Origin of the sequence: Micromonospora sp. NBC_01405 (assembly GCF_045040155.1) — a bacterium.
In the GTDB taxonomy this organism is placed as follows: Bacteria; Actinomycetota; Actinomycetes; order Mycobacteriales; family Micromonosporaceae; genus Micromonospora.
Genome location: NZ_CP109532.1, coordinates 3,880,102 through 3,904,603, shown reverse-complemented (window position 1 = coordinate 3,904,603; position 24,502 = coordinate 3,880,102). Strand labels below are relative to the sequence as shown.

Here is a 24,502-nt window from a genome sequence, read left to right as displayed (position 1 = left end):
ACGGACCACCCGCCGGAGCCGGAAATGCCTAGCGTGTTCCTACGGCGTAGCCTGGGAGCCGTCTTCCGTCCACCCGCGTACCGGGCAACGGCTGACCACCGCGTGACACACAAACCCGCGTGAAAGAGGCGATTACCGGCCGTGTCGACCCAGCAGACTTCGCAGGAGAACCCACTGGCGGGTTTCGGCCCGAACGAGTGGATCGTCGAGGAGATGTACCAGCGCTACCTCGCCGACCCAAGCAGCGTCGATTCGGCCTGGCATGACTTCTTCGCCGACTATCGGCCGGCGCCCGGCGCCGCCACACCGCGCCCCGACGGCAAGGCCGACAAGGCGGCTGCCGCCGCGCCGGAGCCCGCCGGGCAACAGGAGGCTGCCGCCGCCGTCGCCCAGCCGGTTGCGAAGGCCGAGTCGGCCGCGCCGAAGGCGGAGCCGGCCGCGAAGCCCGCCGCGCAGCCGGCCCCGGCGAAGGCCACCCCCGCGAAGGCCGCGCCGGCCGCGAAGCCCGCCGCGCCCGCCAAGGCCGCCCCGGCGAAGCCGGCCGTCTCCGGCCCGCAGACCACTCCGCTGCGGGGCGTCGCCGCGAAGATCGTCCAGAACATGGATGCCTCGCTCAGCGTGCCGACCGCGACGAGTGTGCGCTCCGTCCCGGCCAAGCTGCTGGTGGACAACCGCATCGTGATCAACAACCACCTCGCCCGCGGGCGAGGTGGCAAGGCCAGCTTCACCCACCTGATCGGGTACGCGATGGTCCGGGCGCTCGTCGAGCACCCGGAGATGAACAACTCCTTCGCCGAGGTCAACGGCAAGCCGGCGATGGTCCGCCCCGAGCACGTCAACCTGGGCATCGCGATCGACCTGGCCAAGCCCGACGGCTCCCGCAACCTCGTGGTCCCGTCGATCAAGGGCTGCGAGCGGATGGACTTCCGGCAGTTCTGGCAGGCGTACGAGGACGTGGTCCGTCGCGCCCGCCGCAACGAGCTGACCATGGACGACTACTCCGGCACCACGATCTCGCTGACCAACCCGGGCGGCATCGGCACGGTGCACTCGATCCCGCGCCTGATGGCCGGGCAGAGCGCCATCATCGGCGTCGGCGCGATGGAGTACCCGGCGCCGTACCAGGGCATGAGCGAGGCCACCCTCGCCGAGCTGGCCGTCAGCAAGATCATCACCCTGACCAGCACGTACGACCACCGGATCATCCAGGGCGCGCAGTCCGGCGAGTTCCTCAAGGTCATGCACGAGCTGCTGCTCGGCGAGCACGCCTTCTACGACCAGATCTTCACCTCGCTGCGCATCCCGTACGAGCCGGTGCGCTGGATGCGGGACGTCGCGGTCGACTCCGAGGGTCAGATCAACAAGACCGCGCGGGTGCACGAGCTGATCCACGCGTACCGGGTGCGCGGTCACCTGATGGCCGACACCGACCCGCTGGAATTCAAGATCCGCAAGCACCCGGACCTGGACGTGCTCCAGCACGGACTGACCCTGTGGGACCTCGACCGGGTCTTCCCGGTCAACGGCTTCGCCGGCAAGCAGCGGATGAAGCTGCGGAGCATCCTCGGCGTGCTGCGCGACTCGTACTGCCGCCGGGTCGGCGTGGAGTACATGCACATCCAGGACCCGGAGGAGCGGCGCTGGATCCAGGAGCGGATCGAGCGCAAGTACGAGAAGCCCAGCACCGACGAGCAGAAGCACGTGCTCAACCGGCTCAACGCCGCCGAGGCGTTCGAGACCTTCCTGCAGACCAAGTACGTCGGCCAGAAGCGCTTCTCGCTGGAGGGCGGCGAGTCGCTGATCCCGCTGCTCGGCGAGGTGCTGGAGTCCTCCGCCGAGGCGGGGCTCGACGAGGTCGTCATCGGCATGGCCCACCGCGGCCGGCTCAACGTGCTGGCCAACATCGTCGGCAAGCCGTACGAGAAGATCTTCTCGGAGTTCGAGGGGCACCTCGACCCGCGCTCCACCCAGGGCTCGGGCGACGTGAAGTACCACCTCGGCCAGAACGGCAAGTTCACCACCCCGGACGGCGAGCACGCCGTCAAGGTGTCGGTGGTGGCGAACCCGTCGCACCTGGAGGCCGTCGACCCGGTGCTGGAGGGCATCGTCCGGGCCAAGCAGGACCGGATCGACCTCAAGCTGGAGGGGTACACGGTGCTGCCGCTGGCGGTGCACGGTGACGCCGCCTTCGCCGGCCAGGGCGTGGTCGCCGAGACGCTCAACCTGTCGCAGCTGCGCGGCTACCGCACCGGCGGCACGGTGCACGTGGTGGTCAACAACCAGGTCGGCTTCACCACCGCACCGGAGCACTCCCGGTCCAGCCTCTACAGCACCGACGTGGCCCGGATGATCGAGGCGCCGATCCTGCACGTCAACGGCGACGACCCCGAGGCCGTGGTCCGGGTCGCCCGGCTGGCGTTCGAGTACCGGCAGGCGTTCAACAAGGACGTCGTGATCGACATGGTCTGCTACCGCCGGCGCGGGCACAACGAGGGCGACGACCCGTCGATGTCCAACCCGCAGATGTACAAGATCATCGACTCGAAGCGGTCGGTCCGGAAGCTGTACACCGAGGAGCTGATCGGCCGGGGCGACATCACCGTGGAGGACGCGGAGGAACTGCTGCGCGACTACCAGTCGCAGCTGGAGCGGGTCTTCAAGGCCACCCGGGACGCCGCCTCGGCGCCGAAGCAGCCGGCCCGGCAGCGCCGCGAGGACGAGCCGGAGCCGCAGGTGGAGACCGCCACCAGCGTCGACGTGGTCAAGGCGGTCGGCGACGCCCACGTCAACCTGCCGGAGGGCTTCACCCCGCACAAGCGGATCCAGCAGCTGCTCGACCGGCGGGCCAAAATGTCCGTCGAGGGCAACATCGACTGGGGCTTCGGCGAGATCATCGCTCTCGGCGCGCTGCTGCACGACGGGGTCACCGTCCGGCTCGCCGGGCAGGACTCGCGTCGTGGCACGTTCGTGCAGCGGCACGCGTCCGTGGTGGACGCCAAGACCGGCGCCGACCACCTGCCGTTGCAGTCGCTCACCGCCGACGGCGAGCGGTCCCGGTTCTTCGTGCACGACTCGCTGCTCAGCGAGTACGCGGCGATGGGCTTCGAGTACGGCTACTCGGTGGAGAACATCAACGCGCTGGTCGCCTGGGAGGCCCAGTTCGGCGACTTCGTCAACGGCGCCCAGTCGGTGATCGACGAGTTCATCTCCTCCGGCGAGGTGAAGTGGGGCCAGCGCTCCGCGGTCACCCTGCTGCTGCCGCACGGCCACGAGGGTCAGGGCCCGGACCACACCTCCGGCCGCCCGGAACGGTTCCTTCAGCTCTGCGCCGAGGACAACATGCGGGTGGCCATCCCGACCACCCCGGCGAGCTACTTCCACCTGCTGCGCCGCCAGGCGCTGTCGCCCAAGCGCAAGCCGCTGGTGGTGTTCACGCCGAAGTCGCTGCTGCGGCACAAGCTCTGTGTGTCCCCGGTCGAGGACTTCACCACCGGCACCTTCCAGCCGGTGCTGCGCGACACCACCGCTCCGGCGCCGGAGCAGGTGAAGCGGGTGCTGCTCTGCTCGGGCAAGGTCTACTACGACCTGTTCCAGGCCCGGGCCGACCGGGGCGTCACCGACACCGCGATCCTCCGGATGGAGCAGCTCTACCCGCTGCCCGTCGAGGAGATCCGGGCCGCCCTGGCGCAGTACCCGAACGCCGAGGACTACGCCTGGGTGCAGGAGGAGCCGGCCAACCAGGGCGCGTGGAGCTTCGTCGCGCTCAACCTGCTGGAGCACCTGAGCGAGATCAGGCTGCGCCGCATCTCCCGCCCGGCCGCCGCCGCCCCTGCGGTCGGCTCGGCCAAGATGCACGAGGTCGAGCAGAACGCGCTGATCGAGGCGGCCCTGCCCCGCCCGTGACCTGACCGCACCGCGCGCAGCGGGGCAGCGACCGTCACCACGACGGGCCGCTGCCCCGCTCGCGTCGGCGGACCACCCGACCCGGCCGCCGGCCGGGCCCAGGAATGAGGACGTACGGATGTACTTCACCGACCGCGGGATCGAGGAACTGGTCGAGCGCCGGGGCGAGGAGTCGGTCAGCATGGAGTGGCTCGGCGAGCGGCTGCGCGACTTCGTGGACCTGAACCCCGAGTTCGAGACGCCGATCGAGCGGTTCGCCACCTGGCTGGCCCGCCTGGACGACGAGGACGAGGACTGAGCCGCCGAAGGGCCGGGGCGGCGGCCGGCGTCGCCCTGGCGCTGCTGCTCGCCGGCTGCGGCGCCGACCCCGCGCCCCGGGCCGAACCGGACGGCGACGGCGGGGCCGCGCCGACGGCCCTGCCGCCCGTCTTCTACGTCGACCCGGCGAACCCGGCCGGCGTGCAGGCGGACCGCTGGGCTGCGCAGGGGCGCACCGCCGACGCCGAGGCGCTGCGCGCGATCGCCGGCCGCCCGAGCGCGAAGTGGCTCACCGGCAACCCGGCGGTCCGCGCCGAGGTGGACGCCTTCCTGACGGCGGCGGCCGTCGCCGGGCAGACGCCGGTGCTGGTGGTGCACAACGTGCCGGACCGCGACTGCGCCCGGCGCGGGGCCGGCGGCGCCGGGGACGCGGCGGACTACCAGCGCTGGATCCGGGACCTGGCGGCCGGGGTGGCCGGCCGGCCGGTCACCGTGGTCCTCGAACCCGGCGCGGTCCCGGACGCCGTGGCCGGCTGCGTGCCCGACGTCGCCGGCCGGCTCGCGGTGCTGCGGGACGCGGTGGCCGTGCTGGGCAGCACCGGCGGCGCCCGGGTGTACCTCGACGCCGGGCATCCCGGCTGGATCACCGACGTCGACCGGCTCGCCGCGGCGCTGCGCCGGGCCGGGATCGCCGACGCGGCCGGCTTCGCCCTGAACGTGGCGAACTTCGTCGGCACCGAGGAGAACGTCCGCTACGGTCACCGGCTCTCCGACGCGCTCGGCGGGGCGACCCGGTTCGTCGTCGACACCAGCCGCAACGGCAACGGCCCGCACCCGGGCCGTACCGTGGGCGGCGCGCCGAGCTGGTGCAACCCGCCGGGCCGGGCGCTCGGCGAGGAGCCCACGGCCGACCCCGGCCCGGACCGGGTGGACGCCCTGCTCTGGGTCAAGTTCCCGGGCGAGTCCGACGACGCCTGCCGGCCCGGCGAGCCGGACAGCGGCGTCTGGTGGCCCGAGTACGCCCTCGACCTGGCCCGCCGAGCCCGCTGACCGTCAGCCGTTCCCGGCGCGGACGGTCGGGCGCAGGCCGGTGCGGCGCAGCTTCTGCCAGCCCAGCCGGCCGCCGGTCAGCGCGGTGACCACCGACTGGATCATCACCAGGTACATCAGCTGCCGGTAGACGAACTGCTGCAACGGCAGCACCCAGAGCACGCCCAGCTTCTCCCGGTCCAGCCGGAACGCCACCACCGCGGTGAGGAACTGCACCGCCAGCATGGCCAGCCAGGCCACCACCGTCGCGGTCCGGTCGAGGAAGAACAGGCCGTACAGGGCGAGCAGGTCGATCACCGGCGCCAGCAGCGGCAGCAGCACCCCGAACAGGGTCAGGAACAGCAGGCAACGGCGGCTGAACCGGCCGGACGCACCGCTGTCGAGCAGCGAGCGGCGGTGCTTCCACATCGCCTGCATGGTGCCGTAGCTCCACCGGTAGCGCTGCTTCCACAGCTGCCCCATCGTCGCCGGGGCCTCGGTCCACGCCCGGGCCGTCTCCTCGTACACCACCTTCCAGCCGGCCCGGCCCAGGGCCATGGTGATGTCGGTGTCCTCGGCCAGGGTGTCGTCGGTCATCCCGCCGGCGTACACGAGGGCCTGCCGGCGGAACCCGCCGATCGCGCCGGGCACCGTCGACATGCACCGCAGGGTCTCGTAGAGGCGGCGGTCGAGGTTGAACCCGATGACGTACTCGATGTGCTGCCACTTGGCGATCAGGCTGTCCCGGTTGCCCACCTTGACGTTGCCGGCGACCGCGCCCACCTGCGGGTCGGCGAACGGCTGGACCAGCCGGCGCACGGCGTCCGGCTCGAAGACGGTGTCGCCGTCGACCAGCACCAGCAACTCGTGGCGGGCCAGCGCCACGCCGGTGTTCAACGCGCTCGGCTTGCCGCCGTTCGGCTTGCGCACGACCCGGACGTTCGGCAGGCCGAGCCCCTCGGCGATGTCGGCGGTCCCGTCCGTCGAGCCGTCGTCGACCACGACGACCTCGATGCCCCCGGGGTGGTCGCCGGTGGCCAGCGACCGGACCGCCGCGGCGATCCCCTCCTTCTCGTTGTACGCGGGGACGATCACCGACACCGGCTCGGTCACCGGCGGTCCCCAGGTCCAGTCCCGGGCCCGGCGGCGCCGGGCATGCCGCCCGGCGAGCAGGAGCAGCAGGACGGTACGGCCGACGGTGAGCACGCCGACGAGCACGAAGAGCGCGCCGAAGAGGGTGAGCGTGCGGTCGGCGCCCTGCACCGCCCAGACCAGCATCCGGCCCTGCCACCGTTCCGCCCCGGACGCGACCGGGTTCCCGGTCACCTGGTGGTCGATCCCGGCCGCGGCCAGTGTCAGGTTCAGCCCCTCGGTCGCGGTGGTGAACCGGTAGCCGCGTTCCTTCATCAGCGGGATGAAACGGTCCAGGGCGGCGACGGTCTGGGCCCGGTCCCCGCCGGCGTCGTGCCAGAGGCTGATCGCGCCCGAATAACCGGCCGGCGTGGCGTTGGCGACCGTGGCGTCCACCCCGGGCAGCGCCCAGTCCCGGCTGTCGGTGTCGTTGAGCACGGTGAGGTAGCCCAGCCCGCCGGCCTCGGTGACCAGCGGCCAGTCCCGGTCGTCGATCGCGTCGGCGTGCGAGGAGTACGGGAACCGCATCAGCGAGGACCGGACCCCGGCCGCGCCGGCGAGCGCGAGCTGCGTCTGGCCGTACTCCATCCGGCGACGCCAGCCGGACAGCGTGGTCAGGTCGGGATGGGTGAAGGTGTGCACGCCGACCTCGTGCCCGCCGGCGACCAGTTCCCGCACCAGTTCGGGGTGCCGGGCGGCCTGCGACCCGACCACGAAGAAGGTGCCCTTCACCTGGTGGGTGTCGAGGACCCGCAGCACCTCGCGGGTCCACTTCGGGTCGGGACCGTCGTCGAAGGTGAGCGCGACGGTGCGTGCGGGCAGTCGGTAGGAGCGGTGCTGGCCGTCGGCGGCGTTGATGATCGGGCCGCCGTTGACCACCTCGGCGGGCACCCGGTCCTGGCCGTCGTCGTGCTGCGCGCGGTCAGGGACGAAGGCGGCGTTCGCGTACGCCCCGACGAAGAGCACACCGGCCAGGACGACGAGCAGGACGCCCAACAGGGCCCAGCTCGGCGGCGGCGCGGACCGGCGGACCCGCCGGGTGCGGCGGGCGCCGCGGGTGCGGCGGGCCTGCGGCGGGGGCCGACCGGCGGACGGGTCAGCGGCTGTCCGCACGCTACTCGGCCTGTTCCGGAAGGGCCGGTGGGTCGACCACCGGGGGCGGGACGGCCGTGGGTGGCTCGGTGCTGGGCGGCGCGGTCGTCGGAGGCGCCGTGGTGGCCGGGGGCGACGCGGCGCTCCGGCTGGGACGCGGGCTGCCGGCCGCCGGGGACGACGGCCGGGGCGAGGACGTGGCGGCGGGCGCGCTCCGGGTCGCCGTGGCACGGGTCGGGCCGGGGGCCGGCGTGGTGGGCTTCGCGGTCGTCGGGGCGGGGGCCGGGGCGGCCGGCGGCGCGGGCGCCTTCCAGGGGCGCTGCGTCGAGTCGACGAAGGGCAGCACGTTCTCCGGGCGCACCGGCCCCCCGGCGAAGCTCACCCCGACCAGCGCGGTGTACGCCAGCCCGGCGACGTACGCGATCCGCCGCAGCCGGGTCCCGCGCCGCCCGCTCGGGTCGACGAAGACCGGCGGCAGGTCGGGAACCGCGGCCAGGAGGGCCGTCGGACCGTCGGTGACGGTCGGCACGACGACCGTCGGACCGTCCGTCACGGAGAGTCCGACCGTCGGACCGTCGGTCACGGGCCGCCCGACGGCCGGCTGCTCGGGCGGGGGCGAGGGTGGGACGATGGTCCGACGGTCGGTCACGAGTGGCGAGTCTAGGAGCGAAGGAACCTGAAGTGCCTGGTCAGCGGCCTGAGTGAGACGAGGATCCCCCAGGTCACGGAGGGGACGGCGGCGCTGCGGGCGGCGATCTTGTAGCGTGAGGGCGTGGCCCGGAGCGTGTATCTGACCAGTGTGGGTTCCGGCGGGGGGAAGTCGACCATCGCGCTCGGCCTCGCCGAACTCCTTTCCCGACAGGTCGAGCGGATCGGCGCGTTCCGGCCCCTGGTCGCCGGTCGGGGCCCCGACCCGATCCTCGCCCTGCTCACCGACCGCTACCGGATCGACCTGCCGATGGCCGACCTGCACGGCGCCACCTACGCGGAGGCCACCGAGCTGGTCGCCGACGGCCGGCGCGAGGAGCTGATCTCCCGGCTCGTCGAGCGGTACCGGGACGTCGAACGGCGCTGCCCGGCGATGGTGGTGGTGGGCAGCGACTTCGCCGACGGCGGGGACGGCGCGGGCCCCCGCGAGCTGGCCTTCAACGCCCGGCTGGCCACCGAGTTCGGCAGCGTGGTGGTGCCGGTGATCGACGGCTTCGGGCAGGAGCCGGAGGCGATCGCGGCGGCGGCGCGCGGGGCGTACCACGACCTGGAGGACCTGGGCGCGACGGTGCTGGCGGTGATCGCCAACCGGGTGTCGGGGGCGATGACGCTGCCCGAGCTGCCCGTCCCCACGTACGCCATCCCGGAGGTGCCGACCGTGTCGGCGCCGACGGTGGCCGAGGTGGCGGCGGCGCTCGGCGCCACCCTGCTGGCCGGCGACGACGCCGCGCTCGGCCGCGACGTGCTGGACTACGTGGTCGGCGCGGCACACGTGCCGACGCTGCTCGACCACCTGACCGAGGGCGCACTGGTGATCACCCCCGGTGACCGGGCCGACCTGGTGGTGGCGGCGAGCGCCGCGCACGTCGCCGGGCAGGTCTCCCTGGCCGGGGTGGTGCTCACCCTCGGCGAGCAGCCGGACCCCAGGGCGATGCGGCTGGTGGAGGGGCTGAACACCGGGTTCGCGGTGCTGTCGGTGCCCAGCGACAGCTACGACACGGTGGCCGCGTCCAGCCGGATCGAGGGGCGGCCAAGCGTCGCGAACCCGCGCAAGGTGGAGGCCGCGCTCGGCGCGTTCGAGGCCAACGTCGACACCGACGACCTGGCCCGCCGGCTGCGGGTCAGCCGCTCTGAACGGGTCACCCCGCTGATGTTCGAGTACGACCTGATCGACCGGGCCCGGGCCACCCGCCGGCACCTGGTGCTGCCCGAGGGCACGGAGGAGCGGATCCTGCGCGCGGCGGAGATCCTGCTTCGCCGGGGCGTGGTCGACCTGACGCTGCTCGGCCGCACCGACGACGTCGCCCGGCGCACCCGGGAGCTCGGCATCGACATCACCGGGGCGACCGTGGTCGACCCGGCGACCAGCGAGTGGCGCGACGAGTTCGCCGAGGCGTACGCGAAGCTGCGCGCCCACCGGGGCATGACCGCCGAGCTGGCGCACGACGTGGTCGCCCAGCCGAACTACTTCGGCACGATGATGGTGCACACCGGGCACGCCGACGGGATGGTCTCCGGGGCCACCCACACCACCGCCGCGACCATCCGCCCCGCCTTCGAGATCATCCGCACGGTGCCCGGGCTCTCGGTGGCCTCCAGCGTCTTCTTCATGCTGCTCGCCGACCGGGTGCTGGTGTACGGCGACTGCGCGGTGAACCCCGACCCGGACGCCGCGCAGCTCGCCGACATCGCCATCTCCTCGGCCGACACCGCCGCCCGGTTCGGCATCGAGCCGCGGGTGGCGATGCTGTCGTACTCGACCGGGGACTCCGGGGCGGGGGCGGACGTGGAGAAGGTCGCGGCGGCCACCCGGCTGGTCCGCGAGCGCCGCCCCGAGCTGCTGGTGGAGGGCCCGATCCAGTACGACGCGGCGATCGACCCGAAGGTCGCGGCCACCAAGCTGCCCGACAGCGCGGTCGCCGGGCGGGCCACGGTGTTCATCTTCCCGGACCTGAACACGGGCAACAACACGTACAAGGCGGTGCAGCGCTCGGCCGGGGCGGTGGCCGTCGGCCCGGTGATGCAGGGCCTGCGCCGGCCGGTCAACGACCTGTCCCGGGGCGCCACCGTCCCGGACATCGTCAACACCGTCGCGATCACCGCCATCCAGGCCGCCGCCGGGGAGTCGTCATGAGTCGGGTGCTCGTCCTCAACTGCGGCTCGTCGTCGGTCAAGTACCGGCTGTACGACGGCGACGAGGTGCGCGCCTCCGGGACGGTGGAGCGGGTCGGCGAACCGGAGGGCGGCCCGGCCGACCACGAGACGGCGGTCCGGGAGATCCTGGGCCGGCTGGACCTGGCCGGGCTGGTCGCGGTCGGGCACCGGGTGGTGCACGGCGGGCGGCGCTTCGCCGAGCCGGTGCTGATCGACGACGCGGTGTTCGCGGCGATCGAGGAACTCGTGCCGCTCGCCCCGCTGCACAACCCGGCGAACCTGGCCGGCATCCGGGTGGCCCTCGAGGCGCTGCCCGGCGTGCCGCAGGCCGCCGTCTTCGACACCGCGTTCCACCACACCCTGCCCGAGGCCGCCGCGACCTACGCGATCGACCGGGACACCGCCCAGCGGTACGACATCCGCCGGTACGGCTTCCACGGCACCTCGCACGCGTACGTCTCCCGGCGCACCGCCGAGCTGCTGGGCCGGCCGTACGAGGAGCTGAACACGATCACCCTGCACCTGGGCAACGGGGCGAGCGCCTGCGCCGTGCAGGGCGGGCGCAGCGTGGCCACCTCGATGGGGATGTCCCCGCTGGAGGGCCTGGTGATGGGCACCCGCAGCGGCGACCTCGACCCGACGATCATCTTCCACCTGCGCCGGGAAGCCGGGATGGGGGTGGACGAGATCGACGACCTGCTCAACCACCGCAGCGGCCTGCTCGGCCTGACCGGGGTCAACGACATGCGCGAGGTGCTGGCCCGCCGCGACGCCGGGGACCCGGCCGCCGCACTCGCCTTCGACGTCTACCGCCGCCGGATCACCGGGTACGTCGGGGCGTACTACGCCCTGCTCGGGCGGGTGGACGCGGTCACCTTCACCGCCGGGGTGGGCGAGCACGCCGCCGCGGTGCGGACCGCCGCGCTGGCCGGGCTGGAGCGGCTCGGCATCGCCGTCGACCCGGGGCGCAACGCGGGCAGCGGTGACCGGGTGATCTCCCCGGACGGCGCGGAGGTCGCCGTCTGCGTGATCGGCACCGACGAGGAGCGCGAAATCGCCCGGGAGACCCGCGCGGTGGTCGGAACGACCAACTGACCCCCTCCGCCGGGCCGGCTCGTTTGGGCCGGCTCATTTGGGGCCGGGCCGGCTCGCTGGGGCCGGTCAGTCCAGGGCAAGCCAGGCGACCAGGGCCACCAGCACCACCGCGACGACCGCGGCGCCGACGAACAGGGGCGCCCGGGACGCCGCCGGGGTCGTCGGGGCGCCGGCCTCCGGCGTGTGGGCGAACGCCCGGAACTGCTCTGTGTTGCCGCTCGGGTCCAGGTACTTGTCAGACATGGGCCAGACCATAGCCAAGGCCGTCCGGCCGAACCGCCCCCACGCGGGCGAAACGCCGCAGGACCGCCCGATGGGGGGAGCCGCCCCCGCCGGGTGGCTTCGCCGACCGGTCCGGACGGCGGGGCCGCGCCGGCCCCGGGCCGCCTAACGTAGTGGCGTGGGGGTACGACGGCTGGTCGCCGTGCTGATGACGGCGCTGCTGGCCGGCTGTGGTCCGGCCACCGCCGCCGCCAGCGGCGGGGAACCGCCCGCCCGGTCCGCGCCCGCCGGGGCGTACCCGGTCGGGGTGCGGACGTTCACGCTCGACCCGGCCGGCGCGCGCCCGCTACCGGTGACCGTCTGGTATCCGGCCGGCCCCGGCGGGGTCGCCCGGGGCCGGTTCCCGGTCGTCGTGTTCAGCCACGGGCTGCACAGCCTCCCCGAACTGCACGCCCCGCTGACCACCCGGTGGGCCGCCGCCGGGTTCGTGGTGGCCGCTCCGGCGTACCCGCACACCCGGCGCGGTGCGGCCCGGTTCACGCGGGCGGACGTGCGCAACCAGCCGGCCGACGGCTGGCGGCTGATCCGGCACCTGGTCCGCCTCGACGCCCGCCGGGGCGACCCGCTCGCCGGCCACCTGGACGTCGCCCGCTTCGCCGCGGCCGGGCACTCGGCGGGCGGGTTCACCACCGCCGGGATGCTCACCTCCGGGCACTCTTCCCGGCTGCGGGCGGGCGTCGTGATCGCCGGGGGCGGTCTGGCCGGCGCGTTCGCCGGTCCCTCCGCGCCGGTGCTGTTCGTGCACGGCGGTGCCGACCCGGTGGTGCCGGTGACCGTCGGCCGGGCCGCGTACGCCCGGACGCCCGGCCCGGCCGCGTTCCTCACCGTCACCGGCCAGGGCCACGGCGCGTACCTGACCCCCGGCCACCCCGGATTCCCCCAGGTCCTCGCCGCCACCACGGACTTCCTCCGCTGGACCCTCTACGGCGACGCCACCGCCCTCCACCGCCTCCCCACCATCGCCCGCTCCCCCCACACCACCTGGCTCTCCCGCCTCCCCACCCCCTGACCCACCCCGCCCCGCCCGCAGCCCCGCCCCGCCCCGCCCGCGATCTTGCAGTTGGGGCCCCGACATTTAGGGCGGAGGGTGCATTTCTTGGGCCCTAAGTGCAAGATCGCGGGAGCGGGAGCGGGTGGGAGGGGTGGGTGGGGTGGGTGGGAGGGGTGGGTGTGGAGGGGCGGCAGGTGGGGGCGATCGGCGAGGTGCTGGAAGTGGCTCTGGAGGGTGGGATGGGGGTGTGGCTGCGGGGCGGGTGGGCGATGGACTTCCACCTCGGCGAGGTGACCCGGCCGCACCTCGACGTCGACTGGTACTGCTGGCGGGACGACGTCGACCGGCTGTCCGCCGCGCTGCTCGGCCGGGGCTGGCGGGTGGATCCCCGGGTGCCCGTCGACACGCAGCTCGACCTGCTGCGGGACGACGTCGAGCTGAGCTTCGCGTACCTGGCTCGGGACGCGTCGGGGCGGGTGGTCGTGGGCGGCGGGCCCTGGGCGGGGACGCCGCTGCCGGAAGGCATGCTCGACGGGCCGCCCGGCCGGATCGGCGAGCTGACCGCGCCGATCATCTCCGTGGCCGCCCAGATCGAGTTCAAGGAGATGTACCCGATCTGGATGCCGCAGCGGCCCCGCCGCTCGAAGGACGTCGCCGACATCGCCCGCCTCCGCGCCGCCGCCACGCGTCCGGTGGGGGCGACCGGACCGGCGGCCCCGCCCCCGCACCCCGGGTGATCGGCTGCCCGCCTGTGCTGCGATGCCGGCCGGTCGCCGCACCCTGCGAGGCACAATCGGGTTCATGCCCCGTCGCCGCACCGCCGCCCTGCTGGCCGCCGCCCTGCTCGCCGCAGTCCTGAGCGGCTGCTCGGGCGACGCCGGGCCGGCCGGGCGCGGCGTTGATCCGGTGGAGCCGCCGAAGGCCACCACCCCGGCGCCGAGCGTGCCCGCCGGCACCGCGCCGAGCGGGTCCTTCGCGGTCGGCGTACGCCAGCTCAAGCTCAACCGCGGCGACGACCGGCCGCTGCCGGTGACCATCTGGTACCCGGCCCGGGGCGCGGCCGGCGGGACGCCCGAGCGGTCCACGCCCGCCGCCACCGGCCGGTTCCCCGTGGTGATGTTCAGCCACGGCCTGAACGGCCGGCCGGACGACTACGCCACCCTGCTCACCCGCTGGGCGGCGGCCGGTCTCGTGGTGGCCGCGCCGGCCTTCCCGCACACCGTTCGGGGCGGCGACGGCAACGTGCTGGACGTGCTCAACCAGCCCGCCGACGTGTCGTACGCGCTGACCCGGGTGCTCGCCCTGGACGCGAAGGCGGGTGACCCGCTGCGCGGCCGGCTCGCCACCGACCGGGTGGCCGCGGCGGGGCACTCGGCCGGCGGGGTGACCACGATCGGCCTGTTCACCGCCGGGCGGGACGACCGGCTGGACGCCGGGGTGGTTTTCGCCGGCACCGCCCTGGGCGTGGGCACGGCGTTCGCCGGGGCCGCCGCGCCGCAACTCTTCGTGCACGGCGAGGCCGACGAGGTGGTCGGCTACGCGTCGGGCCGGGCGGCGTACGACAGGGTGCCCTGGCCCAAGGCGATGCTGAGCCTGCCGAAGGGCGACCACGGCCGCGCCCTGCTCACCGACGGCGCGGCCCTGCGGGTGGTCTCGGACACCACCGTCGAGTTCCTCCGCTGGACCCTGTACGGCGACGCGGCGGCCAAGGGCCGGCTGCCGGCCGAGGCCGTCCGGGGTGGCCTCGCCACTCTCGACGACCGGCTGTGAGGCACCTCCCGCCGGGGCCCGTCCCGGCCGGAGGGCCGATCAGGCCGTGTGGTCGATGACGATTTTGCCGAAGACGTCGCCCGAGTGCAGTCGGGCGAAGGCGTCCTCGACCCGACTGAACGGCACCATGCTGTCCACCACGGGGCGCACGTCGTGCTCGGCGCAGAACGCCAGCAGCTCGGTCAGCTCGCCCGGGGTGCCCATCGAGGTGCCGAGGATCTCCAGTTGCATGGCGAAGACCCGGCGCAGGTTGACCTTCGGCTCGTGCCCGGCGGTCGCCCCGGAGACCACGATCCGGGCCATCGGCGCGGCCGACTTCAGCGAGTGGTCGAAGGTGGCCGCCCCGACCGTCTCGACCACCACGTCGACCCGCTCCGGGAGCCGGGCGCCGGGCTCCAGCGCGGTCGCCCCCAGCTCGGTGATCCGCTCTCGCTTGCCGGGGTGGCGGCTGGTCGCGTACACCCGCTTGCCGAGCGCGACGGCGAGCGCGACGGCCGCCGTGGCGACGCCGCCGCCCGCGCCCTGGACCAGCACCGATTCGGCGTCCTCCACCCGGCCCTTGGTGGTCAGCATCCGCCAGGCGGTGAGCCACGCGGTGGGCAGGCAGGCGGCGTCCGTCGCGGACACGCCGCCCGGCAGGGGCAGCAGGTTCATCCGGGGTACGGCCACCCGCTCGGCGAGGGTCCCTTGGAAGTGCTCGGAGAGGATGGACATGCCGCGCGGGTCGCCCGGGTCGGCGATCAGCGGGTAGACCACGACCTCGTTGCCGTCCGGGTCGGTGCCGACGGCGTCGCAGCCGAGGATCATCGGCAGCCGGTCCGCGGCGAGCCCCACGCCGCGCAGCGACCACAGGTCGTGGTGGTTGAGCGAGCTGGCCCGCAGCTGCACGGTGACCCAGTCGTCCTCGGGGTGGACCGGCTCGGGACGCTCGCCGACGGTCAGCGCGGAGAGCGGGTTGTCGGCGTCGAAGCTCGACGCGAAGGCGGCACGCATGATCCGCACCGTAGCAAGGAGCGGGGGTGTCAAGAAGGGCCCCTTCTCAGACCGGATGGCAGCGAAGGGGCCCGTCGTCCCGTCTCAGGCGCGGGCGACGCCGTCGCGGCGGGCGGCCTCGGCGACGGCCTCGGCCACCGCGGGGGCTACCCGCGGGTCCAGCGGGGACGGCACGATCGCGTCGGCGGTCAGCGTCTCGGCGACCACGCCGGCGATCGCGTCGGCGGCGGCCACCTTCATCCCCTCGGTGATCCGGGTGGCCCGGGCGTCCAGCGCGCCCCGGAAGACCCCGGGGAAGGCCAGCACGTTGTTGATCTGGTTGGGGTAGTCGCTGCGGCCGGTCGCGACCACCGCGACGTGCCGGGCGGCCACCTCGGGGTGCACCTCGGGGGTCGGGTTGGCCAGCGCGAAGACGATGCCGCCGGGCGCCATTGCGGCCACCGCCTCCTCCGGGATCTGCCCGCCGGAGACGCCGATCAGCACGTCCGCGCCGCGCAGGGCCTCGGTGACGTCGCCCCGGCGGCCCGCTGCGTTGGTGTCGGCCGCGAGGGCGGCCTTGGTGCCGGTGAGCTCGGTCCGGTGCCGGCCGATGATCCCCTTCGAGTCGCAGACCACCACCCGCGCCGGGTCCACTCCCCCGGCGATCAGCATCCGGGTCACCGCCACCCCGGCCGCGCCCGCGCCGCTGACCGTCACCCGCAGGTCGCCGAGCTTGCGGTTGAGCAGGGCGGCGGCGTTGCGCAGCGCGGCGAGCACGACGATCGCGGTGCCGTGCTGGTCGTCGTGGAAGACCGGGATGGGCAGCGCCTCGTCGAGCCGGCGCTCCACCTCGAAGCAACGCGGCGCGCTGATGTCCTCCAGGTTGATCCCGCCGAACGAGGGGGCGAGGGCCTTCACCACCGCGACGATCTCGTCCACGTCCTGGGTGTCCAGGCAGATGGGCACCGCGTCCACGCCGCCGAACTGCTTGAACAGCACCGCCTTGCCCTCCATCACGGGCAGCGCCGCGCGCGGGCCGATGTTGCCCAGACCGAGCACGGCCGACCCGTCGGTGACGACCGCGACGGTGTGCCCCACCCAGGTGTAGTCGTCAACCAGGGCCGGGTCGGCGGCGATCGCCTCGCACACCCGGGCCACCCCGGGGGTGTACGCGAGGGAGAGGTCCTCCCGGCTGGTCAGCGGGACGGTGGAGGCGACGGCCATCTTGCCGCCGGCGTGCAGTCGGAAGACGGGATCGACGGGATCCACTATGGACGAAGGCATGGTGACTCCAGGATCTGTCGAGCAGATGGAGCGTCCGGCTCGGGCGCGAGGTGAGGCGACGAGCGGCGGTACGCGGTGCGGGGGGTCACCCGGGCACCCGCCGAGCATAGTGTCGGCGCTGCACCCCTGATGTGAGTAGGGTCATACTCAGGAGTAGCTCAGAGGGGGCGGCGCAGACGGCCCGGCCGGGGCCAGTACCGGGCCACCACCCGGCCCTGCACATCGGCCACGCCGTACGCCCGGGAGTCGTCGGTGATCAGGTCGTTGTCGCCACGTACCCACCAGCCGCCGTCCTGCGGACGGACCGCGCGCTTGACCACCAGCAGCTCCGGGCGACTGCGGAAGACGGCGACCACGACGTCGCCGGCGCGGACCGGGCGGCCTCCCCGGCGGACCAGCACCGCGTCGCCGTGACGCAGGGTGGGGACCATCGACGGACCGGTCACCAGCACGGCGGCGAGCGGCCCGCGCAGCCGGTCCACGGCCCGGGGTTCGTCGGGGCGCACCCGGGTTTCACCTCCGCCCCGCTGGGGAGCATGTCCAGGAGTAATGTCGTCTTGGATCATCGCAAACTTCACATGGAGGATCCCGATGCGACTTCTGCGCATCTTCACGCCGAGCGTCACCGCCAGCGCCCACTGCGACCTGCCGTGCGGCATCTACGACCCGGCCCAGGCCCGGATCGAAGCCGAGTCGGTCAAGGCGATCGCCGAGAAGTACCAGGCGAACACCGACGCCGAGTTCCGCACCCGGGCGCTGATCATCAAGGAGCAGCGCGCCGAGCTGGTCAAGCACCACCTGTGGGTGCTGTGGACGGACTACTTCAAGCCGGCCCACTTCGAGAAGTACCCGAACCTGCACACCCTGTTCAACGAGGCAACCAAGCTGGCCGGCGCCAGCGGCGCCAAGGGCAGCGTGGACCCGGCCAAGGCCGACGAGCTGCTGACGAAGATCGACGAGATCTCGAAGATCTTCTGGGAGACCAAGCAGGCGTGACCGTCGGCCTCACCCCGACAGTACGGCCGGCACGTCGCGAGGACGTGCCGGCCGTCGTCGCGATGGTGCACGAGCTGGCCGAGTACGAGCGGGCGCCCGACCAGTGCCAGCTGAGCGCCGAGCAGCTCGACGCGGCCCTCTTCGGCCCGACACCGGCGCTGTTCGGTCACGTGGCGGTGGACGACGCCGACCGGGTGCTCGGCTTCACGCTCTGGTTCCTCAACTTCTCCACCTGGGCCGGCGTGCACGGCATCCACTTGGAGGACCTGTACGTCCGGCCGGAGGCCCGGGGCAGCGGCGCGGGCCGGCGGCTACTGGCCACCCTGGCCGCGATCTGCGTGGAGCGGGGCTACCGGCGGCTCGACTGGTCGATGATCGACTGGAATCCGGCCGCCCGGTTCTACGCCGCGGTCGGTGCCGCGCCGCTGGCGCAGTGGGTGCCGTACCGGCTGACCGGGCCCGCCCTGCACGCGCTCGCGGCGCAGGCGGGCGGCAGGGCCCCGGACGCCACCGGCGGCGCGCCCACGCGCCCGTCGGCCTGACGGGGTAGAGTCCCCGCCGGGGGGATGAGGCGTGACTCAACTGACCGGCCAGCCAGCGACCGACGACGATGTGGTGCACCTGACCGTGCCCGCCGACGGCGGCTACCTCGGCGTGCTCCGTACTGCCACGGCCGGCCTCGCCGCCCGTCTCCAGTTCGCCCTCGACGAGATCGAGGACCTGCGGATCGCCGTGGACGAGGCGTGCGCCATGCTGCTCGCGATCGCCACCCGGGACGCCGAGCTGGAGTGCCGGTTCGCGGTGACCGACGACGCGCTCACCGTCGAGGTGACCGTGCCGACGGTGCGCGGCGCGACACTGCCCTCCGAGTCGTCCTTCGCCTGGAAGGTGCTGACCGCGCTGACCACGGCCGCGGCGGCGAACGCGGCGAACGGCCGGGCCACCATCTCCCTGCTCACCCGGCGCGCGTCCCGCTACTGACCCCCGCGATCCGCCGCGGGCCGGCTAGAAGCCGAGGGCCCGCGTGGTGGGCGGGCTGACCAACAGGGCGGACACCCCGAGGCCGAGCGCCATCAGCGGCAGGCCCAGCCACCCCAGGCCGCCCTGAATCATGTACCAACCGACCGGCAGCAGCATGAGCTCCAGGACGATCGCCGGGGCACGGGCCCCGGCTCGGCGCCGGCTCAGGGCGCCGCCGAGCACCCACAGCGCCGCCGTGCCGCCGAGGGCGAACGCGGTCACCAGCAGCGCCGACGGCAGGTCGGTGGTCTCGGCGGTGAGATCGGCCCAGACCAGCCAGGCGGCCACCAGGGCCAGCGCGACCGCCTCCGCCCGGAGCAGCCGGACCGCCCATCGCAGCGGGGTCGGATTCCGGTCCGAGTCGATGGTCACGCGCGACAGGATACCCGTGGGGGATCGCGGTACAGTGCCGCCCATGCGGGCCGTCCTGGTCGTCAATCCGAAGGCCACCACCACCAGCGAGCGCAGCCGGGACGTCCTGGTCCGGGCGTTGCGCAGCGAAGTCGACCTGTCTGTGCGGTACACCCGCCGGCGGGGCCATGCCACCGACCTCGCCCGGGAGGCGGCCGAGGAGGGCGTCGACCTGGTGGTGACGCTCGGTGGTGACGGCACGGTCAACGAGGTGGTGAACGGCCTGATGACGGCCGACCCGCCGACCATCCGCACCGGGGGTACGCCCGCCGAGCGCCTCCCGGCGCTGGCCACCGTCCCCGGCGGCTCGACGAACGTGTTCGCCCGGGCGCTGGGCCTGCCCCGGGAGTGGCCCGAGGGCACCAGCATGATCCTGGAGGGGCTGCGGCTGGGCCGGTCCCGGACGGTCGGGCTGGGGCGGGCCGACGACCGCTACTTCACCTTCTGCGCCGGTTTCGGCATCGACGCGGCGGTCATCCACCGCGTGGAGCAGGCCCGCCGGCGGGGCCGGGTCTCCACCCCGGCGCTCTACCTGCGCTCGACGGTGAACCAGTACTTCCTCCGCTCGGACCGGCGCCACCCCGCGATCACGCTGGAGCGGCCCGGGGAGGCCGCCGAGGGCGAGCTGGCCACCGTCATCATCCAGAACACCGCGCCGTGGACGTACCTGGGCGAGCGGGAGATCAACCCGAACCCGGAGGCGTCCTTCGATCTCGGGCTGGATGTGCTGGCGATGCGTCAGCTCCGCGTGGCGAGTACCGCACGCACGGTGACCCAGGCGCTCTCCCGGGCTCCGGATCCTCGGGGCCGCCAGGTGCTGCGGCTGCACGACGTGAACGAGTTCACCCTGTTCACGAGCCGCCCGCAGGCCTTCCAGCTGGACGGGGACTACCTCGGCGAACGAGAGAAAGTTAGATTTGCATCCGTTCCGGCCGCACTGAGAGTAATCTGTTAGGCCTCGGGTACAGCCCTTGGTCAGGCGGTCCCCCACACCGTGCCGACACGGTGGCCGCACACCGAGGGCGAGGTGCCGGAAATGTCAGCAATGTCACGCGGACTGTACTATATTGATCCTCGACTGTGGTACGGCGGGTAGCTAGATCATTCTAGAACCCGGACAAAAGGGTCGTGAGCTTGCTCACCGCTCGGAGTTTTTCCGAGCGTCACCCTTGACATCGCGTAAGTTCGTGAAAGTATTCACAAGCGAACTTGAGCTATCGGAACATTGCCTGGATACGCTCGCCATGTTGAGCTGTTCCAGCAGGTCCCAAGGGCAACAAGAGCCTGCTCACGCAGCGCCGAATTGATGGACGCGAACCGTAACTATTCGGCGTGCGGACGCATATTGGAAAAGCACCAAAAGCAAATCTGCCACCCATCCAGAATGAGGAGTGTTGCCGCCATGGACTGGCGTCACCATGCTGTCTGCCGCGATGAGGACCCGGAGCTGTTCTTCCCGATCGGGACATCCGGTCCGGCTCTCCTGCAGGTCGAGCAGGCCAAGGCCGTCTGCCAGCGCTGCTCCGTGACCGACCAGTGCCTCCAGTGGGCGCTCGAGTCCGGTCAGGACGCTGGTGTCTGGGGCGGAATGAGCGAGGAGGAGCGGCGCGCCGTCAAGCGTCGCGGTGGCCTCCGGGTGCTGCGCGCTCACTCCGCCTGACCGCACCGAACCAAAGGCTCCACGCCCCGGCAGGGCGTTGCCCTGCCGGGGCGTTCTGCCGTCCGGGCTGCGTCAGCGGTGGGCCGGAAGCCGACGGGCCACGTCGGTGAGGGCCGGGAGCCGACGAGCCGCGTCAGCGGCGGGCGTCGAGCCGGCCGGTCACCGCGGCGCGGCGTCCACCCGGCGCAGCACCAGCGCGGCCAGCTCCGGGGCGTCGGCGAGCGGCCCGGACACCGTCACGGCACCGGCCGACCGGGCCCCCGCCAGCACGGCGTCGTGGAAGAGGCCGGCGGCCAGGAAGTACGCCGACACGGCCACCCGGCGGGCGCCCGCCGCGCGCAGCCGGGCCACCGCCGCGCCCGTGAGCGGCGGGGCTGCCGAGGCGTACGACACCCGACAGGGCACCCCGAGTTCGGCGCCGAGCGCCGCCGCGACCCGCCCCACCGACCCGCGCGCCCGGGGATCCCGGGTGCCCGCCGCCGCCAGCACCAGCGCGTCGAACCGCCCTGGCTCCGCCTCGGCCAGCCGGCGCCGCAGCCCGGCCAGCAGCGCGGCGTCGACCACGCCGTCGGCGGGGCCCAGCACGTCGGAGACGTGTACGTCGATCGGCGGGCCCGAGTCCCGGGCCGCCGCGACCGCCGCCGGGATGTCGACCCGCCGGTGGTAGGCGGCGGTGAGCAGCAGCGGCACCAGCACCGCCCGGGGATGGCCGGCCGCCGCCAGCGACCGCAGCACGGCCGCCGGCCCCGGTTCGGTGTGGTCCAGCCAGCTTGTCGACACGGTCACGCCGGGACGGGCGGCGGCGACCGCCCGGGCCAGTGCCCGGGTCGCCTCTGCCGCCCGGGGATCCCGGCTGCCGTGCGCGACCAGGACGACCGGGGCCGGGGCCAGCGGTGCTGGGGCCAGGGCCAGCGGGGCCAGGGCCAGCGGGGCCGGGGTCGGGAGAGGCAGGGTCGGGGTCGCGGGCGACAGTCCCGCGATCCCGGCGACGGTCAGCCGTGCAGCCCGCACTCGGTCTTCTCGAACATCGCCCACCGGCCCGCCCGGGGGTCCTCCCCCGCCGTGGTCCGACGGGTGCAGGGCCAGCAGCCGACCGAGCCGTAGCCCCGCTTGAACAGCTCGTTGACCGGGATGTCGTAACGGGCGACATAGGCGTCCACGTCCGCCTGGGTCCAGGCGGCGATCGGGTTGACCTTCACCTTGCCGCGCCGGGCGTCGAAGGTCACCACCGGCGTGTTGGCCCGGGTCGGCGACTCGTCGCGGCGCAGCCCGGCGGCCCAGGCGTCGTACCCGGTCAGCGCGCGCTCCAGCGGCTCGACCTTGCGGAGCTGGCAGCAGTCGTCCGGGGAGCGGTTGAACAGTCGGGGACCGTATTCGCCGTCCTGCTGGCCCACGGTGAGCCGCGGCCGGATCGAGCGGACGTTGACGGGCAGCCGTCGGGCCACCTCGTCGCGGACCCGCAGCGTCTCCGGGAAGTGCAGGCCGGTGTCGAGGAAGACCACGTCGACCCCGGGGGCGACGCGGGAGACCAGGTGGGCCAGGACGGCGTCGGCCATCGAGCTGGTGACGCAGAGCCGTTCGCCGAACGTTTCGGCCGCCCAGCGGGCGATCTCCAGCGCCGGCGCGCCCTCCAGCTCCCGCCCGGCCCGCCCGGCCAGGGCGCGCAGCTCCTCCGGGCCGCGCCGGGCCGGGTCGGCGGGTGCCGCGCCGCCGAGCCCGACCAGCCCGAGGCCCGCCGCCGACACGACGCTCACCGGGTCACCGCCCGGCTGAGCAGCCCGGTGAACCTCACCGAGAAGACCCGGGCACAGGCGTGGCACTCCCAGGCGCCGTGGCCGGCCTCGCTCGGCCGCAGGTTCTCCTCGCCGCAGTACGGGCAGTACAGGGGCGCCGATCGGGTCTCGCTCATCGCGACACCTCGCTACGCTCGGCATCGCGACGAGGCTCGACCGCACTGAGCCTGCCGGTTCGCTCGCTGTGCTCGCTCATCGCAGTTCCTCCTCGTCGGCCCTGATCACCCAGTTGGCGAACGTCTCGCCCAGGGTCCGGCCGGCCAGGTAGCGGCGGGCCAGTCGCTCCACGTACTCGGGGAGCTCGTCGGCGGTGGTCTTCAGGCCACGCAGCTTGCGGCCGAAGCCGGCGGTCTGCCCCTGAGCCATGCCCAGGCCACCGCCCAGGTGCACCTGGAAGCCCTCCACCTGGCGGCCGTCCGGGCCGACCACGAGCTGGCCCTTGAGCCCGATGTCGGCGACCTGGGTGCGGGCGCAGGCGTTCGGGCAGCCGTTGATGTGGATGGAGATGTCCGCGTCGAAGTCACGCAGCCGCTCCTCCAGCCGGGCCACCAGTTCCTCGCCGCGCGCCTTGGTCTCGACGATGGCGAGCTTGCAGTACTCGATTCCGGTGCACGCCATGGTGCCGCGCCGCCAGGCCGACGGCCGGGCCGCCAGGCCGATCCCGCGCAGCTGCGCCACCAGCGAGTCGGTCCGCTCCGCCGCCACGTCCAGCACCAGCAGTTTCTGGTACGGCGTGAGCCGCACCCGGTCGCTGCCGTGCGCCTCGACCACGTCGGCCAGCCGGGCGAGCTGAGGACCGGAGACCCGGCCGACCACCGGGGCGGCCCCGACGTAGTAGCGGCCGTCGCGCTGCCGTTGTACCCCGATGTGGTCGACCGGCCGCTCGGGCAGCTCGGGGGCGGGACCGTCGAGCAGCGTACGACCCAGGTACTCCTTCTCCAGCACCTCACGGAAGCGCTCCACGCCCCAGTCGGCGACCAGGAACTTCAGCCGGGCCCGGTTGCGCAGCCGGCGGTAGCCGTAGTCGCGGAAGATGCCCACCACGCCGGCCCAGACGTCCGGGATCTCGGCCAGCGGCACCCAGACGCCGAGCCGCTTGGCCAGCATCGGATTGGTGGACAGGCCGCCACCGACCCAGACGTCGAAGCCAGGGCCGTGCTCGGGGTGGTCGACGCCGAGCAACGCGAGGTCGTTCGTCTCGTACGGGGTGTCCACCAGCCAGGAGATCGACGTCTTGAACTTGCGCGGCAGGTTGGAGTACTGCTTGTCGCCGACGTACCGCCGGACGATCTCGTCGATCGCCGGGGTCGGGTCGAGCAGCTCGGCCTCGGCCACCCCGGCGACGGGGCTGCCGAGCACGATCCGCGGGCAGTCGCCACACGCCTCGGTGGTCTGCAGGCCGACAGCCTCCAGCCGACGCCAGATCTCCGGCATGTCCTCGACCCGGATCCAGTGGAACTGGATGTTCTGCCGGTCGGTGATGTCCGCGGTGTCCCGGGCGAACTCCCGGGAGATGTCGGCGATGACCCGCAGCTGGGCCAGGTTGAGCTGCCCGCCGTCGATCCGGACCCGGAGCATGAAGAACTCGTCCTCCAGCTCGTGCGGCTCCAGCACGGCGGTGCGCCCGCCGTCGATGCCCGCCTTGCGCTGGGTGTAGAGCCCCCACCAGCGGAACCGGCCGCGCAGGTCCAAGGGGTCGATCGAGGCAAAGCCCCGGTGGGCGTAGATGTTCTCGATCCGGGCCCGGACGTTCAGCGGGTCGTCGTCCTTCTTGATCCGCTCGTTGGGGTTGAGCGGCTCGCGGTGACCGAGGGCCCACTGCCCCTCCCCACGCGGGCGGCGGGGGGCCCGGGCGGCGGGTGCCGTGGGAGCGTCGGGCCGGGCGGGGGTGCTGCTGACCGCCATCGCGGCGTCCTCCGTTGTCTGCTGTGCCTCAGTGCGCGGGCGCACGGC

General features: G+C 73.6%; 24 protein-coding genes. 13 read left to right on the top strand and 11 right to left on the bottom strand.

Features of this window, described 5'->3' with window-relative positions; genetic code table 11:
- The first annotated feature begins 141 nt into the window (after positions 1 to 141).
- The 3 genes from OG559_RS16930 to OG559_RS16920 all read left to right on the top strand — a co-directional run bounded on the left by OG559_RS16930 (position 142) and on the right by OG559_RS16920 (position 5,211).
- Positions 142 to 3,903: a multifunctional oxoglutarate decarboxylase/oxoglutarate dehydrogenase thiamine pyrophosphate-binding subunit/dihydrolipoyllysine-residue succinyltransferase subunit gene (locus OG559_RS16930; RefSeq protein ID WP_405104927.1), complete on the top strand. Its 3,762-nt coding sequence runs from the start codon at positions 142 to 144 to the stop codon at positions 3,901 to 3,903.
- A 118-nt stretch (positions 3,904 to 4,021) separates the two neighbouring features.
- On the top strand, positions 4,022 to 4,201 hold the full coding sequence (locus tag OG559_RS16925; protein WP_350886925.1) for a DUF6104 family protein: 180 nt from the start codon (positions 4,022 to 4,024) through the stop codon (positions 4,199 to 4,201).
- A 161-nt stretch (positions 4,202 to 4,362) separates the two neighbouring features.
- On the top strand, positions 4,363 to 5,211 hold the full coding sequence (locus OG559_RS16920) for a glycoside hydrolase family 6 protein (RefSeq protein ID WP_405104925.1): 849 nt from the start codon (positions 4,363 to 4,365) through the stop codon (positions 5,209 to 5,211).
- A gap of 3 nt (positions 5,212 to 5,214) precedes the next feature.
- On the opposite strand, the gene OG559_RS16915 is transcribed toward OG559_RS16920, so the two are convergent.
- The gene (locus OG559_RS16915) at positions 5,215 to 7,434 is read right to left on the bottom strand and encodes a bifunctional polysaccharide deacetylase/glycosyltransferase family 2 protein (protein ID WP_405104923.1); all 2,220 of its coding nucleotides are present in this window, start codon (positions 7,432 to 7,434) and stop codon (positions 5,215 to 5,217) included.
- A gap of 1 nt (position 7,435) precedes the next feature.
- Positions 7,436 to 8,062 carry a hypothetical protein gene (locus OG559_RS16910; RefSeq protein ID WP_405104921.1) on the bottom strand — a complete coding sequence of 209 codons (627 nt, stop codon included), beginning with the start codon at positions 8,060 to 8,062 and terminating at the stop codon, positions 7,436 to 7,438.
- 123 nt (positions 8,063 to 8,185) lie between these two features.
- On the opposite strand from OG559_RS16910, the gene pta reads away from it, so the two are divergent.
- Together pta and OG559_RS16900 are read left to right on the top strand one after the other, a co-directional pair.
- Positions 8,186 to 10,255, top strand: coding sequence for a phosphate acetyltransferase (pta, locus tag OG559_RS16905; RefSeq protein ID WP_405104919.1), 2,070 nt, complete (start codon positions 8,186 to 8,188; stop codon positions 10,253 to 10,255).
- On the top strand, positions 10,252 to 11,370 hold the full coding sequence (locus tag OG559_RS16900; protein ID WP_405104917.1) for an acetate/propionate family kinase: 1,119 nt from the start codon (positions 10,252 to 10,254) through the stop codon (positions 11,368 to 11,370). Before pta ends, OG559_RS16900 begins: the two co-directional genes overlap by 4 nt.
- Before the next feature lie 66 nt (positions 11,371 to 11,436).
- Here the strand turns inward: OG559_RS16900 and OG559_RS16895 are convergent, their stop codons facing one another.
- Positions 11,437 to 11,613: a hypothetical protein gene (locus OG559_RS16895; protein ID WP_405104915.1), complete on the bottom strand. Its 177-nt coding sequence runs from the start codon at positions 11,611 to 11,613 to the stop codon at positions 11,437 to 11,439.
- A gap of 187 nt (positions 11,614 to 11,800) precedes the next feature.
- On the opposite strand from OG559_RS16895, the gene OG559_RS16890 reads away from it, so the two are divergent.
- The 3 genes from OG559_RS16890 (at position 11,801) to OG559_RS16880 (ending at position 14,413) form a co-directional block, all read left to right on the top strand.
- A complete protein-coding gene (locus OG559_RS16890; RefSeq protein ID WP_405116718.1) occupies positions 11,801 to 12,661 on the top strand; it encodes an alpha/beta hydrolase family protein in 861 nt (286 codons plus the stop codon).
- 137 nt (positions 12,662 to 12,798) lie between these two features.
- Positions 12,799 to 13,380: a nucleotidyltransferase domain-containing protein gene (locus OG559_RS16885; protein ID WP_405104913.1), complete on the top strand. Its 582-nt coding sequence runs from the start codon at positions 12,799 to 12,801 to the stop codon at positions 13,378 to 13,380.
- Between the two features lie 64 nt (positions 13,381 to 13,444).
- Positions 13,445 to 14,413 (top strand): alpha/beta hydrolase family protein, encoded by a 969-nt coding sequence (locus OG559_RS16880; protein ID WP_405104911.1) that lies wholly within the window; start codon positions 13,445 to 13,447, stop codon positions 14,411 to 14,413.
- 39 nt (positions 14,414 to 14,452) lie between these two features.
- Here the strand turns inward: OG559_RS16880 and OG559_RS16875 are convergent, their stop codons facing one another.
- From OG559_RS16875 to OG559_RS16865, 3 genes are all read right to left on the bottom strand, one after another.
- Positions 14,453 to 15,415, bottom strand: coding sequence for a zinc-binding dehydrogenase (locus tag OG559_RS16875; protein WP_405116716.1), 963 nt, complete (start codon positions 15,413 to 15,415; stop codon positions 14,453 to 14,455).
- Positions 15,416 to 15,490: 75 nt separating this feature from the next.
- Positions 15,491 to 16,669: an NADP-dependent malic enzyme gene (locus OG559_RS16870; RefSeq protein WP_405104909.1), complete on the bottom strand. Its 1,179-nt coding sequence runs from the start codon at positions 16,667 to 16,669 to the stop codon at positions 15,491 to 15,493.
- Between the two features lie 158 nt (positions 16,670 to 16,827).
- Complete coding sequence (locus tag OG559_RS16865; protein ID WP_405104907.1) at positions 16,828 to 17,235, bottom strand: S24/S26 family peptidase; 408 nt, start codon at positions 17,233 to 17,235, stop codon at positions 16,828 to 16,830.
- Positions 17,236 to 17,260: 25 nt separating this feature from the next.
- Here OG559_RS16865 and sodN point away from each other — a divergent pair, with 25 nt between their 5' ends.
- Genes sodN through OG559_RS16850 form a run of 3 tightly spaced genes read left to right on the top strand, consistent with a single transcriptional unit; the run spans position 17,261 to position 18,646 of the window.
- Positions 17,261 to 17,665 (top strand): superoxide dismutase, Ni, encoded by a 405-nt coding sequence (sodN, locus tag OG559_RS16860; RefSeq protein WP_387015535.1) that lies wholly within the window; start codon positions 17,261 to 17,263, stop codon positions 17,663 to 17,665.
- Positions 17,662 to 18,207 carry a GNAT family N-acetyltransferase gene (locus OG559_RS16855; RefSeq protein ID WP_405104904.1) on the top strand — a complete coding sequence of 182 codons (546 nt, stop codon included), beginning with the start codon at positions 17,662 to 17,664 and terminating at the stop codon, positions 18,205 to 18,207. The genes sodN and OG559_RS16855 overlap by 4 nt, the downstream gene beginning before the upstream one ends.
- A gap of 31 nt (positions 18,208 to 18,238) precedes the next feature.
- On the top strand, positions 18,239 to 18,646 hold the full coding sequence (locus tag OG559_RS16850; RefSeq protein ID WP_387015532.1) for an ATP-binding protein: 408 nt from the start codon (positions 18,239 to 18,241) through the stop codon (positions 18,644 to 18,646).
- A gap of 24 nt (positions 18,647 to 18,670) precedes the next feature.
- On the opposite strand, the gene OG559_RS16845 is transcribed toward OG559_RS16850, so the two are convergent.
- Complete coding sequence (locus OG559_RS16845) at positions 18,671 to 19,057, bottom strand: hypothetical protein (protein ID WP_405104902.1); 387 nt, start codon at positions 19,055 to 19,057, stop codon at positions 18,671 to 18,673.
- A gap of 43 nt (positions 19,058 to 19,100) precedes the next feature.
- On the opposite strand from OG559_RS16845, the gene OG559_RS16840 reads away from it, so the two are divergent.
- The gene (locus OG559_RS16840; RefSeq protein ID WP_405104900.1) at positions 19,101 to 20,051 is read left to right on the top strand and encodes a diacylglycerol/lipid kinase family protein; all 951 of its coding nucleotides are present in this window, start codon (positions 19,101 to 19,103) and stop codon (positions 20,049 to 20,051) included.
- A gap of 447 nt (positions 20,052 to 20,498) precedes the next feature.
- Entirely contained in the window at positions 20,499 to 20,756 is a 258-nt protein-coding gene (locus OG559_RS16835; RefSeq protein ID WP_161685375.1) for a WhiB family transcriptional regulator, read from the top strand.
- Between the two features lie 159 nt (positions 20,757 to 20,915).
- On the opposite strand, the gene OG559_RS16830 is transcribed toward OG559_RS16835, so the two are convergent.
- From OG559_RS16830 to OG559_RS16815, 4 genes are all read right to left on the bottom strand, one after another.
- Positions 20,916 to 21,677: a sirohydrochlorin chelatase gene (locus OG559_RS16830; protein ID WP_405116713.1), complete on the bottom strand. Its 762-nt coding sequence runs from the start codon at positions 21,675 to 21,677 to the stop codon at positions 20,916 to 20,918.
- Between the two features lie 71 nt (positions 21,678 to 21,748).
- A complete protein-coding gene (locus tag OG559_RS16825) occupies positions 21,749 to 22,510 on the bottom strand; it encodes a phosphoadenylyl-sulfate reductase (protein ID WP_405104898.1) in 762 nt (253 codons plus the stop codon).
- Positions 22,507 to 22,665, bottom strand: coding sequence for a hypothetical protein (locus tag OG559_RS16820; protein WP_405104896.1), 159 nt, complete (start codon positions 22,663 to 22,665; stop codon positions 22,507 to 22,509). Before OG559_RS16820 ends, OG559_RS16825 begins: the two co-directional genes overlap by 4 nt.
- Before the next feature lie 76 nt (positions 22,666 to 22,741).
- Positions 22,742 to 24,454 (bottom strand): nitrite/sulfite reductase, encoded by a 1,713-nt coding sequence (locus tag OG559_RS16815; RefSeq protein ID WP_405104894.1) that lies wholly within the window; start codon positions 24,452 to 24,454, stop codon positions 22,742 to 22,744.
- Between the last annotated feature and the right edge of the window lie 48 nt (positions 24,455 to 24,502).